At 67.4% G+C, this 12,302-nt stretch carries 13 protein-coding genes; 9 read left to right on the plus strand and 4 right to left on the minus strand.

What is annotated here, in order from left to right:
• Positions 1-57: 57 nt before the first annotated feature.
• Entirely contained in the window at positions 58-1,197 is a 1,140-nt protein-coding gene (locus IG62_RS0102370) for an RICIN domain-containing protein (protein ID WP_030796922.1), read from the minus strand.
• 443 nt (positions 1,198-1,640) lie between these two features.
• Positions 1,641-3,158: an FAD-dependent monooxygenase gene (locus tag IG62_RS0102380; RefSeq protein ID WP_030796925.1), complete on the minus strand. Its 1,518-nt coding sequence runs from the start codon at positions 3,156-3,158 to the stop codon at positions 1,641-1,643.
• Positions 3,159-3,433: 275 nt separating this feature from the next.
• Here IG62_RS0102380 and IG62_RS0102385 point away from each other — a divergent pair, with 275 nt between their 5' ends.
• From IG62_RS0102385 to IG62_RS0102420, 8 genes are all read left to right on the plus strand, one after another.
• A complete protein-coding gene (locus IG62_RS0102385; protein WP_030796928.1) occupies positions 3,434-3,973 on the plus strand; it encodes a 2'-5' RNA ligase family protein in 540 nt (179 codons plus the stop codon).
• 157 nt (positions 3,974-4,130) lie between these two features.
• A complete protein-coding gene (locus IG62_RS0102390) occupies positions 4,131-5,429 on the plus strand; it encodes an erythromycin esterase family protein (protein ID WP_037837694.1) in 1,299 nt (432 codons plus the stop codon).
• A 370-nt stretch (positions 5,430-5,799) separates the two neighbouring features.
• On the plus strand, positions 5,800-6,348 hold the full coding sequence (locus tag IG62_RS0102395; RefSeq protein WP_030796939.1) for a hypothetical protein: 549 nt from the start codon (positions 5,800-5,802) through the stop codon (positions 6,346-6,348).
• A gap of 171 nt (positions 6,349-6,519) precedes the next feature.
• On the plus strand, positions 6,520-6,732 hold the full coding sequence (locus IG62_RS0102400) for a helix-turn-helix transcriptional regulator (protein WP_030796940.1): 213 nt from the start codon (positions 6,520-6,522) through the stop codon (positions 6,730-6,732).
• Positions 6,701-7,108: a hypothetical protein gene (locus IG62_RS0102405; RefSeq protein WP_030796943.1), complete on the plus strand. Its 408-nt coding sequence runs from the start codon at positions 6,701-6,703 to the stop codon at positions 7,106-7,108. The genes IG62_RS0102400 and IG62_RS0102405 overlap by 32 nt, the downstream gene beginning before the upstream one ends.
• 151 nt (positions 7,109-7,259) lie before the next feature.
• Positions 7,260-7,427 carry a hypothetical protein gene (locus IG62_RS46975; protein WP_158794948.1) on the plus strand — a complete coding sequence of 56 codons (168 nt, stop codon included), beginning with the start codon at positions 7,260-7,262 and terminating at the stop codon, positions 7,425-7,427.
• A 225-nt stretch (positions 7,428-7,652) separates the two neighbouring features.
• Positions 7,653-8,804: a sensor histidine kinase gene (locus IG62_RS43010; RefSeq protein WP_051797478.1), complete on the plus strand. Its 1,152-nt coding sequence runs from the start codon at positions 7,653-7,655 to the stop codon at positions 8,802-8,804.
• The gene (locus IG62_RS0102420) at positions 8,801-9,406 is read left to right on the plus strand and encodes a response regulator (protein ID WP_030796947.1); all 606 of its coding nucleotides are present in this window, start codon (positions 8,801-8,803) and stop codon (positions 9,404-9,406) included. Before IG62_RS43010 ends, IG62_RS0102420 begins: the two co-directional genes overlap by 4 nt.
• Positions 9,407-9,687: 281 nt before the next feature.
• Here the strand turns inward: IG62_RS0102420 and IG62_RS0102425 are convergent, their stop codons facing one another.
• Together IG62_RS0102425 and IG62_RS0102430 are read right to left on the minus strand one after the other, a co-directional pair.
• Entirely contained in the window at positions 9,688-11,277 is a 1,590-nt protein-coding gene (locus tag IG62_RS0102425) for a PH domain-containing protein (protein ID WP_158794949.1), read from the minus strand.
• Between the two features lie 83 nt (positions 11,278-11,360).
• Positions 11,361-11,882 carry a PH domain-containing protein gene (locus IG62_RS0102430; RefSeq protein ID WP_051797535.1) on the minus strand — a complete coding sequence of 174 codons (522 nt, stop codon included), beginning with the start codon at positions 11,880-11,882 and terminating at the stop codon, positions 11,361-11,363.
• Between the two features lie 182 nt (positions 11,883-12,064).
• Between IG62_RS0102430 and IG62_RS44110 the strand changes: the two genes are divergently transcribed.
• Positions 12,065-12,274 carry a hypothetical protein gene (locus IG62_RS44110; protein WP_107052892.1) on the plus strand — a complete coding sequence of 70 codons (210 nt, stop codon included), beginning with the start codon at positions 12,065-12,067 and terminating at the stop codon, positions 12,272-12,274.
• Positions 12,275-12,302 lie beyond the last annotated feature (28 nt).

Below are 12,302 nucleotides of genomic sequence, written 5' to 3' on the forward strand. Positions count from 1 at the left end.
GCGTGCCGTCAGACCTCGCGGTGCAGTGCTGTGCAGTGCTGTGCAGCTCTGCGCTGGTTACCGGTTGTCGACGCACTCCTTGGCGAGGCTGTCGCTGGTGCACAGCACCAGGTTGCTGCTGAGACCGTCGGTGCCGTCGACGGCGGGGACGGTGGCGGTGCCCTCGCCGGACCAGGTGTCACCGAGGTCATTGGTGAACGTCCACTTACCCGTCACCGTCTTCATCAGCTGGCCTCGCATCGCCCAGCTGTAGTTGTTCGGCTTCACGGATATCTTGTTGGCGTCGCTCACGGTGTCGGTCTGCGTCCAGGAATGCTCGTAGCGTGCGCTGATCGCGGTGCTGACCTTGGCCGTGACGATTTCGACGTTGATCCCGACCTCGCTGGTGACGGTGAGGGAGGTGCCCACCGTGTTGGTCTGGGACGAGGTCTGCGTCCAGGTGATGGTCCGGTCCGCGGGATCGGTGCTGTTGTTCCACACGTTGGAGCTGACCCGATGCAGGTTCCCCACGGACGCCACGCTGTCGCCGGTGATGTCGTAATCACACGACTTGATGATGCTGGAACCGTTGCTGCACTGCTTCAACGCGTACGCGGTGGCCAGATCCGAGAGGGTGGGACCCGTGTGCCCCGGGCTGGGCGTCGGGCCGATGGTCCATTCCTGATTGCTGCCACGGTTGCAGCCGGAGATGCCGACTGTCGTGCCGTCGTTGCTGCTTCCACCGAACACATCCATGCACTTGTCGGTGTTGACGTTCCGGATCAGGTAGTAACCGCCACCACCGGGCGAGGGCTGTAGGTACCAGTTCTGCTTGGTATTGGTCCGGTCGCAGTACACCGGCTCCACGAGATGGTTGTTGTCGGTGTTGAAGTCGAGGCACTTCTGTGTCTTGTCGTTGCGGATCAGGAAGCTACCGTCACCGTTGGGCACGATGCTCCAGGTCGCGATCGGCGACTTGTTGATGACGATTTCGGTTCGGTAGTCCGGAGAGTCCTTTGCCAGGTCCAAGGACGCCGCAAGGCCGTCCGCCTGGGGCAGTCGAGGTGACAGGGACAGGCCCGCGAGGGTGGGGGTGTCCGCGTGGGCCGTTCCGGTGGTGAGCGGCGACACTGAGGTGGCGAGCGTGGCGAGGGCGACCGCGGCGAATGCGGCCATCGTCCGCCGCACCGACCCGTGGGGGGTCGACTCGGTGATCATGGTTGGTCTGTTCTCCTTCGGCAGTTCTTGCCTGTGAGGCGGGTTCGATGACCAGCCTTTTCACCACAGCAATGCCTTCCCGGCAGGAGAGGAACCCCCCCCCGCCCGCGGCTGAGCCTCGCTGCGGCGGTGCCAACGTACGAGGGCCCACGCGGCGATACATCCTTCAACTGACGGAGGGTTTTCGGGACTTGCGACTGCGGCCCGCCCGGGGTGGCCTGGCCGGCCGAGCTCCTCGCGATCGCCGGTGTTGCGGCCGGTCGCGAGGCCGGCTTCGCTCTCCAGCCGTTGGCAGTCGGTGATCGAATCGCCGGTGAGCATCACGTGCTTCCCGGCCGGACGGTGATCGTCATGTGCGCTCCTTGAACTCGGGTGAGGAGAGGAAACGCGGGTGAGGAACCTCGGGTGAGGAGAGGAACGCGGGCGAGAACGGGACAGCTGCTTCAGATTTCCGGACTCCCGAGCCACTGACTGGCAGCCCGCTCAAACGCTTCTCGATCAGGAGTCCGCTCACCGGCCCAGGCAACCACGCCGTCGGGCCGGACGAGCACGGCCCCCAGTTGGAGGTCGTTTCTCGCCTGACCGGCTACATACCGCAGCCGACTCCCCCAGCCCCTCACTGAACCGTGCAGGCACCGGTCGGTGCTGAAATCGAGCGCGACGCCCCGTCCGTCCCGCATCAGATCGCCGAGCCGAGTGCCGTCTTCGAGGCGAAGGTCCGGGGCGCTGCGGCCGACCAGGGGATGCTCGCTGCCGAGGTCGTACCGAATCCAGGCTCCCGAGATCCTCTCGAACATGTAGGTCGTTCCGTCACGGGTCCCGATCAGGTCGCGCACCACCCCTTGCACCGCCCGTCCATGCGGGTCCGGCCGCATGGCCGCCACCTGGGCGCGCGACCAGTCGAGCACTCCTGCGCCGATCGGATGGCGTTCGCGGGTGTAGGTGTCGAGCAGCCCGTCCGGCGCGTATCCGTGCACGGTCGCCGCGAGCTTCCACCCCAGGTTCATGGCATCGCCGATACCGGTGTTGAGTCCCTGCCCGCCAAGGGGCGAGTGGATATGAGCGGCGTCGCCCGCGAGCAGGACGCGTCCCCGCCGGTAGGTCGTCGTCTGCATCGCCCGATCGGTGAAGCTTGAGGCGAGATGCACCTCGCTCAGCGTCACCTCAGTGCCGGATACCCGGCGCAGAACCGCCTGGAGATGGTCACGAGTCGGCTGCTGCGAGCGGTCGAACGCGCCGCCGTCGAAGTCCATCATCGCGATGTGCCCTTCCGAGGGCCGGAGGTACATGCCCGTCGGCGTCAGGTGGAAGCCGGAGCGCAGCTTCTCGGAATCGGCGACGGTGGCGTGCATGGTGTAACCGGTGAACTGCGGCTTGGTGCCGACGAATTCGAATCCCGCGAGCCCACGCACCGCACTGCGTCCGCCATCACAGCCGACCACCCAGCGCGCCGCGTACTCGTGCCCGCCGGCTCGCGCGACCGCGACCTCATCGTTCTGGGCGATGGCGGAGACCGTGACGCCGTGCCTGATGTCCACGCCGAGCTGGTAGGCCTGCTCGGACAGCAGCGTCTCGACCGCTTCGAGGTGGGTCAGCATGCCCTCCATCGCCGGGCCGGGAAGCCGGTACGGCAGGGCGGCGACGTCGACCTGGGCCGGATCGAGCACCATGCCGGCGAAATGACCCACGCCACGAGGGGCGAACGGCTCGTGCGCATCGGGATCCGCGTCGGAGTCGTCGGGGACGCCCGATGCCGTCCGCAGCTGGTGCAGCATCCCGCGGCGGTAGAACGCCTCGACCGACGCGGCGGACAGGCCCCGCATCCCGAGCGGCTTCGCCTTGAACGGAGAGCGGGACTCCGGCTCCCGCTCAAGCACCAGGACAGAGCAACCCGCGAGGCCGAGCTCGCAGGCAAGGAACAAACCAACCGGGCCAGCTCCAACAATCACTACATCATGCACGACAGATCCCTTCTCCAACCCCCGGCCGGACGGGCACCCGGCAGGACCTCTCGAAAGGTGCCAGTCCCCGCCGACACCGGACCGACAGCCCCCGATATGCCACCAACACCGCAGCGACAGCCCCCGACAAGCCGCGGAGACCTCGGCTCCGCCGCTCGTTCCTTCTCACCAAAGCGCCGATCAGCCGGTGGGAGGCTTCACGCCGCGGATCATTCCTCACCACGGATGCCTCGTGAGTGCCGTCGTCAGCCTGGGAGATGGCAGCATGCCGTGGCATGGCAGACAACAACACGAGTAGGTTTCAGGCGGGGCAGACGGGACTCATCGTCAGGATCCCGGAAGCAGAGCCGGCCGTCCGCGCATGGCGTGAACGGTTCGATCCGTCAGCCCGGGCCGGGGTTCCCGCACATATCACGGTGCTTTTCCCGTTCCTGGACGAGAGCCGAATAGATCAGGGTGTCTGCTCGGCTCTCGCTGACGTGCTCGGCAGGCATCATGCCTTTGACCTGCGCTTTAAGGACTGTGGGCGGTTTCCGGGTGTGCTGTTTCTCCGTCCTGAGCCGGACACGCAGTTGCGGCGGCTCACCGAGGTGCTCACTGACCGGTGGCCCGAGGCTCCTCCCTACGGCGGCAAGTTCACCGAGGTCGTGCCCCACCTGACCATCGCCGACGGCCAGAATGATGCTGTCCTGGAGGAGATCGAGGCCGACCTCCTCAGCAAACCGCCCTTCACGTCCCGGGTCTCGTCAGTTGACCTTGTGGTGCATGACGGTGCGAAGTGGCAGGACCGGGCGTCGTTCGCGCTCCATGGTTGAAGCGTCTGTGAGGACCTTCACTGGGACAGCCCCAGATGAGGAGCCGGCTGCGGCACAAACTCCGCCACTGGCCCACCAGTTGCTGACCTTGTGCCGCTGTTCTGGCTGCCGCTTCACCGACGAGCCCCCCTGAGCGCCGACTGCTAGGGTCGCGATCATGGGCACCAGTCATCCACTCAGCCTCGCTGAATGGACAACCCGCAACGCGATCCGTCTCACCGCCGACGATCCCCATGCCCCGTTCGACGACCTGGTGGTGCTGCACCGACTCGTCGGCGATGCGCGAGTGGTCGCTCTCGGCGAAACCTCCCACCAGATACGCGAGTTCGGGCTGCTGCGCGCACGCATACTGCGCTTCCTGGTTCGGGAATGCGGATTCACCGTCTACGCAGTGGAGTTCGGGGCTGCCTCCGGGCGAGCCGTCGATGCCTGGGTGCAGGGTGGTCACGGCGACCTCGACACGTTGCTCACGCCTCATCGGGACGGCTACCCGGACCAGTCCGCCGAAGGCCGCGACGCCATACGGTGGCTGCGCTCCCACAATGTCACGGCACCGTATCCGGTCCGTTTCGCCGGACTCGACATCCCGGCAGCCGGCGGCTCGCTGGCGCCCGCACTGGAGCCGGTAGCCAGGTATCTGGCCGAAGTCGATCCCGACGCGGCACGCTACGCCCGTACCGCCCTGGAACTGGCAGAGCCGCTCACGGGCGGCTCGGGCCTCGTCTCCGCCCACGCCCGCCTCGGCCTCGGCCCCGAGCCGCAGGACCGGCTCTCGGCGACGCTCGGCCGGCTACTCAACCGCGTCACGGCCATGCGCGAGATCTACGTCCAGTGCAGCGGACACGACGCCTACGAACGTGCTCTCTCGGACGTCTGGGCAGCCTGGCGCACCGACCAGATGCAGCGCGCGATGTCCGAACTGCTCGGCGGCGCACCGGACGCCGCCGATCTCGCCGCCCGCGACCGCTACCTGGCCGACAGCCTGCTGGAGCTGCTCGACCAGTCCGCACCCGGCACCCGCATCGTGGTCGCCGCGCACAACGCCCACATCCAGCGCACCACAAGCCCCGAAGGCAGTCCGCTTCCCCGTATCCCCATGGGGCACGCCCTCGCCCAGGCACTCGGAACGGATTACGTGTCCGTGGCACTGACAAGCGGCGGCGGCCGGACCGTGCGCAACGTGCCCGATCCGGCACATCCCGCCGGGATGCGCCAGTCCGCAGCCGACGCCCCGGCGGCGACCCCCGACAGCCTGGAGGCCCTGTTCTCGGGGGTACCGGAGGCACCAGCACTGGTGGACATCGGCGCACTGCGCGCGCACTCCCGGCACCACGACCTGCCGGAGCCCACCTGCATCCGCATGGACGACGGCTTCCTTCCCGTCGCCGCCCTGGATGCCTACGACGCGGTGGTCAGCGTGCCCCGCACCACGCTCACAGCGGACCTCGGCGAGTAGATACCCGACGCCGGCCCTGCCCACGCGGGCACGGCAACGACTCTCGACCACTTCATCGCCGTGCGTGATCTCGATCGGCCCCAGCCGGCCCATGTCCCGAAGCCGATGTCGCACAGATGTGACTGCCCGGCGCATCCGGCAGCTCCACCTACAGGAGGGCATGGGTGGCCAACCTGCTCGCCCGTGAACTCACCCCGCGGCGCCGAGCGTTGGGAAAGCGCCTACGTAGTCACTGAGTCCATCCTCTCGGAGTATGACGGTGGTTCCCCCACGCGGTTGATCACATCGTCCAGGCCTCGCGCCAGCTGGCTACCTGAGACAGCCACGCAGGACGATGGAACGCTCCGCGGAGCGCGTGAAGATGGCTCTCATGAGCATTCAGTCGAACCCGTCCACCCATGTCACCCCCACGGCACCAGCTCCTCGTTGGGCGGTATGGGCCGCACATTCGACGACGTTGGTGGTCCTGCCGAGCAGCCTCTGGCGCATCCTCTTGGTGCTCGGATATCCGGCTGGATACAGCGATGCAGGCTTCGCCGGCTTCGAGACGACGGGGGCAAAGGTGTGGATGCTGACCCTCAGCGTGCTCTGCGAGCTGGGCGCCTTCCTGACGATCGGTCTGGTACGGCCCTGGGGCGAGGTCGTGCCCCGCTGGGTACCGTTGATCGGAGGGCGAAGAGTCCGTCCCATGGCCACCGTCGTCCCTGCCGCATTCGGCGCGGTCGCGCTGACCCTGCTCTGGGCCACTGTCCCGTGGTGGTGGACATACCCGCACACTGCCATGACGCCTGCCGGCAACCTCGTCGTCGGCATCCTCTACCAACCGTTGGTCCTCTGGGGCCCGCTCCTTGCTGCCGTCACCGTCTCCTACTACCGCCGCCACCGCTCCCCCCGCCACCGGGCAACGACTGCTGAGTGAGTGCCTGACCTTGCGGAGAGCGGCTGGAGTTCAGACAGCACTTGTCGATCACGGCGCCGCGAAATGTAGCTGAGACCAGCACAACGCACACGGTGAACGAGGCGACGTGGGAGCCCTATCCCCTGTAAAGCAAGCTTGACAGGTTCGAGAAGTGACAAGTAGGCTTTACACATGCGCAACAGCGTCAGGGAGCTGCGGTCGTCACGAGGGCTCTCCCAGGGCCAGCTGGGCACAGCCCTCGGGGTCTCACGGCAAACGATCAACGCCATCGAGACCGAGCGGTACACACCTTCCCTGCCGCTCGCCTTGTCCATGGCCAAATTCTTCGAGGTCAGCGTTGAGGAGATGTTTCATGCCGATGAGAGCCCAGCAGTTGACCAGTAACACAGCCAGGCGGGCCGTGCCCGGCTTCTTCCTCGCCGTCGGAGCCGCCTGCCTCGTGGCCGCGACTGTCGGCGGCCATCTCGCTCTCGGCCTGGTGACGTTCGGGATCCTGGCGGTCTGCAGTCTTGCCTTAGTGCTCCTGGGACGCCGGAGCGAGACCTATCAGGGCCTCACCCAGAAGGCTCCCGACGAGCGCTTCGCCCGGATCGGAGGGCTGGCCTGGGCCGGCACGGGCATCGTGCTCACCGTGGGGAATCTCAGCGCCTTCATCGGTGAACTGGCCTCCGGAAGAAGCGGCGATCCGTACTTCTGGTTCGTGGCCACCGCCGCCATCGCCTACATCACCTTCGTCGCCCTCTTGTCTCGGCACACCTGAGGCACCATCGCCTCGAACGGCTCGCCACCGCATGTCCGACCAGGCAACGCCATCAACCTGGTCACCGGGGATCGGTGCCGGACAAGGCTGAGCGGCCGCGGGCAATGGCAGGCACATCAGTCCCCGGCCCAATCCTGGGCGACGGAGCTGCTTGGGCAACAGCGAGGCGGAGGATGCGGCGTCGGTCGGGATCAGTTTGCCCCCCGCCCCGGCCTGCCCTTTCATGGTGTTCGCGCACGCCGAACCTGGCGACAAGGAAGCGCTACAAGGACAGTTCAGCCGCATCCACGTCTGCCGCCGCTTCATCCTGTTGCTCTGACTTGTCCTGCTGGCCAGATGGTGCGGGCGCAAAGGCCAGGTCAGTTGTGTTGCTGCACGGTGAAGGGTGGGCCCCTTCCGGAACCAGAGGCCCCGTCGCCTCTGGTTGCTATCTCGCGTCCTGGGGCGGGGGCTGCGCGCGGTGTCTACGGCAACTCGACAGCGTCTCAAGGTTAGAGTGGGCATCGGGGGCGCAGTAAGGGTGGAGCCTGCGGAAGGGGGCGGTATGGGACAGACATTCCGCCTGAAGCCGACGACTGCGGCCAGGGTGCCCGAAGGTGCCTCCACGCTCGGATCCGTGGTCGGCACCACCATCGGACTCATCCCGCTGTTGTCTGTGATCCCCTCGCTCTCTACGACGGGGAACCCGCTTCCCACCGTCCTGGCGGCCGTCTGCGCCCTGCTGCTTTTCGCAGGCTCCCAGGTGACCCTGGCCTGGTCCTACCACTCCGCCAGGCTCGACCAGCGTTTCCGGCTGGCGTTGCTGATACCGCTCGTGGTGATGTCCGTGGTCCTTCCGCTATGGCTCGGCAAGGAGTGGACTCTCCTGATGCCGTATCTGGCGGCAACCAGTGCGTTGGCCGTGCCGGCCCGCATGACCCTGCCCGCGCTCGCGATCATGATCTCGCTCGCCATCTTCGTGGGGGGCCGGGTGGACGCCGCCCGGTCCGTCTCGCTGGTGGTGATGACCGCCGCGGTCGGCCTGGCCATGACGACGTACCGGCGCATCCTTGATCTCAACACTGAACTCCGCCGTACTCGGCGAGAGTTGGCACGGGCAGCGGTAACGGAGGAAAGGCTGCGCTTTTCCCGGGACATGCACGACATGCTTGGCCACAGCCTGCTCCAGCTCACCCTGCACACGGAGGTCACTCGCCGGCTGTATCGGGCCGGGGAAACGGATGTGGAGGCGGAGCTCCTGCGGATCGAGAACATGGGGCGCGAAGCGCTGGAGCGGGTCCGTACCGCCGTCACTGGTTACCGCAAGCTCAGCCTCACGACAGTCATCGACGAGTCCCGGCTCACGCTGGCCGATGCCGGAGTCTCGGTCACGGTCCGGAATGTCGCTGATGCGCTGCCCGAGGACATCGAGACCACCCTGAGCTGGATCGCCCGCGAGGCGCTGACCAACGTGGTCCGCCACGCCAAGGCGACCAGTTGCCGAGTGGAGATCCGTACCGAGTCGGGCCGGGCCGTCCTTGAGGTGACCGATGACGGAACCGGCCCCGAACACCACGAACCCGGTCCGGGCGGGAACGGTCTCGCCGGCCTGGCCGAGCGGGTCACAGCCCTCGCCGGCCGCCTGGACACCGGGCCCGCACCGGGCGGAGGCTTCCGGCTCCAGGCCGTCCTTCCCCTCACGGAGGACGTCGGGTGATCCGGGTACTCCTCGCCGAAGATCAGGGCATGGTTCGCACCGCCATCGCCACCTTGCTCGGTCTGGAACCGGACATCGAGGTGGTCGGTCAGGTCGCCGACGGCCCGGGGGCGGTGTCCGCCGCGCTCCAACTGCGGCCCGACCTCTGTCTTCTCGACATCGCGATGCCCGGAGGCAATGGGCTGGCTGCCGCGGCGGCCCTGCATGCGGAGCTGCCGGAGACCAAGATTCTGGTCTTCACGGTCTTCGACCGGCCGGGCCACCTCCAGCGTGCGATGGCGGCCGGGGCCAGCGGCTTCATCGGCAAGAACCGGCCGGTGGACGAACTCGCGACCGCGATCCGCCGGGTGATGGCCGGCGAGACGGTGATGGACCCCGTGCTCGCGGCCTCCGCACTACGAGCCAAGCCCAATCCGCTTACCCGCCGGGAGCAGGAGGTGCTGGCGGTGGCCATCGATGGTTCGCCGATTCCTGCCATCGCAGCGCGTGTGTGCCTTTCCGAGAAGACGGTACGCAACTACCTCTCGTCGGCGATCCGGAAGACAGACTGCGCCAACCGCTTCGAAGCGGCGCATGTGGCGCAGGAGAGCGGCTGGTTGTAGGGCCAGGCACCAAGGATGCCTCCTCGATCGCCGTGAGCCCTCAGCCTGGAGCGTCAGGAGCCGTGCAGCCCGGCTTGCGCAAGACGTCTGAGGAGCCGGGAGAGAGCGCACGGCGGAGCATCTCCCGCGGAGGAAGTGCCTGTGGGACATTCGACTACGCCGCGCGATGCGGTAGCCACCCCTGGGGCCCCGCATTCGCTCCTGAGGTAGCTGTGGGAGCGTCACAGGCCGACGAAGACGGGGGGACACCTCCCGTTTGTGGCCCCAGGCACCGTGACGTTTCAGGCCGAGCAGTCGATCACCGGTTGTTCTGATGCCGGGGCCAGGAACGGCTCCAGCCATCCGGGAGTGGCATCCGACGCAAGCGCCGCAGCGCTGTCCCCCGGCAGATCTATGAAGCTGTAGAACTGTCGGCCGGCCGCCGTGGCCACGGTGAGTGACGCAAGTCCCGCCCTCCGCTGGAACATGGACCGATGGAAGATCCAGCCGACCGCCGCCTCCTCGGACAGCACAAATCGACGTCGTACGAACCCGCCCTGCTGCCCCACAAGTTGGCCGTCGACCCATGCGTGACCGAGACTGCGGTAGCGGTCCCGGGCGATCAGCTCGGCGAACGGCAGCAGTACCGCGAGCGAGACGAACCAGATCCAGGCAGGCCAGCCGGCCCACAGCGCGGCTCCCCCAACGGCCGCGCTCACCCCGACCGCCGTGATGCGGGCTCGGGTACACCGGCGGTTCCTGGCCCCTTCGCCGTGTTGGACGAGCGGACAGTCCATCGGTGCCGCGTCGCCGAACACCACCGCGCCCACCCGGTGCGCCTCAGCGAGCGGCGCTGCGGGCAGCAGTAGCGAACTGCCGTGCTCCGCGCCCCGGCCGGTTCGCAGACCGGTGGTGATGGCAGTACAGCGGGCCCCACGGACGAGTCGCAGCGGCAGCGTCTCGCTGATCTCGATGCCGCGGAGGCGACGGCCCTCGATGGTGACCGAGCGTTTGGTGACAAGACCACGGGTGAGCCGCAAGGTGCCGTTGGCCAGCCGGGTGAGCCGGAAGTGCCAGAAGGCGAGGGCATAGCCGACGGCGGACAGCAGTGATACGACCAGTACTGCCAGCGCGGCGCTTGCCAAAACCGCCAGCGGCATGGGCAGCGCAGTCACCTGCCGGTACACAAGGCGCAACGGCGGAAATCTTCCCGGGCCCAGCTGCGCATCGTTGAGGAAGGTGATGAGCGAGGTGATCAGCACCCCCGCGCCTGCTGTACCAGTGAGAGTAAAGGCACCGAACCGTATCCAGCTCGGACGGAGTTCGGAAATCAGCTGCTCCCCAAGGGCGTCCAGATGCGTGACGGAGGTGTCCAGCTCATCGGGACGGTGGAGGCGCGGCGGCGTCACGCGCCGAACGGGACGCATCTCAGCTTTCTCAGACTTGTCCGCAGTCACGATGGCGGCAGCAGCCGGTTGGAGCGAGTCCGTCTGCCCGGGCCCGGTCAGCAGTTCATCCCTCAGCCGCTCGGCCGCCTCAACGTCCAGAGCGTCCAACACCATTCCGTCATGGCGACGGTCCGACCTGCCGGTGCCGATGACCAGGCGCTGCAGCCTGAGCATGCGCTGAAGTACGCGTGAGCTGACATCGACAGACCGGATGCGGTCCCTGGGAACGGAAAGCACCTCGCGGCGCACCAGGCCCCGCCGCAGCTGCACTTGGTGGGCCGTCACCCTGTACGTCGTGGTGAACCACCGGGCGAGACCGATGACCAGCGCGAATGCGAGGCCCAGCAGCCCCCAGAGCTGCTCACCGCGGCGGCCGAGGAAGAGCATGCTCAGCACCACAGGGAGGAAGCGGAGCGCTTCGTGCAGCGGATGCACTGCCAGCATGCGCGGACTCAGCCGCTGCCACGGATCGGCCTGTTGGGGGTCAGAGGGAGGTATCTCCCCGGCAGGGGAGGTGTCTGGGCCCGTCATGAGGCATCTCCTGCCGTTGCACGGCCCTCACGGGTCAGCTGCTCGACCAATCGTTCCGCCACGTCGTGGTCCAGCGCATGGATCCGGACCGGACCGCGGGCAGAGGCAGTCGTCACCGTAACGTTGGTGATGCCGAAGAGCCGTTCGAAGGGTCCGCGCTGAGTGTCCACTGTCTGGATCCGCGCCACCGGTGCGATACGCCTCTCCTGGTTGAACCAGCCTGTCTGCGTATATACGGCCACTGGCGCGACCTCCCAGCGGTGCACCTTGAAGCGCCAGCGCGGCATGACCGACAGGTGCGTTGCCGCCAGCAGTATCGTCACCACGATCAGCACGTGCTGCGCCGGGCCGATGGGGGAACTGAGCAGCCAGCCGGTCTCAACCAGCAGCAGCACAAGCCAGCCGAGCCCCGCCCGCAGCGCCCAAAAGCGCGGAGCGCGTCGGCTGACCGTGCCGTTGGGCGCCCTCAGGCGCACCGCAGGCCAGCCTGCGGCGTCCGTTCCATCCACGGTTGTCATCACCCTTGACACCCTCATCGAAGAGACGGCCGGGCAACAGAGCGACCCGTCCCGAACCGGCCGGGACAGATGTCCCGACCTGGCAGCCATCCGGAGCCGGGCTGTAGAGGGTTTGTGTCCACGAGCGGGACAGGCTAAGTACGAGCGGAGGTTCGGGAACCCGCGGCTGACCCCGGGCAGGAGTGAGCCGGCCTGGCTCGGCCGGTTTCTCCCCACGGCGCCGGAGCGCCGCCGGAGCCCAAACCGCCCTGCGGTACGTCGCGCTGGACGGCACCGACCATGCAAGCCACAAGCAGCAAGGCAGCAAGGTCCGCCGCCACACCACCTGCTGGAACAAGCACCCCGTAGATATTCGGTTGCGCATCCTCGTCCCGCGGGCCAACGTCGCCTGACACCCGACGATGGCAGAGAAGCAGAGAA

The sequence above is a fragment of the Streptomyces sp. NRRL S-337 genome, from assembly GCF_000720175.1.
Classification (GTDB): domain Bacteria; phylum Actinomycetota; class Actinomycetes; order Streptomycetales; family Streptomycetaceae; genus Streptomyces; species Streptomyces siderophoricus.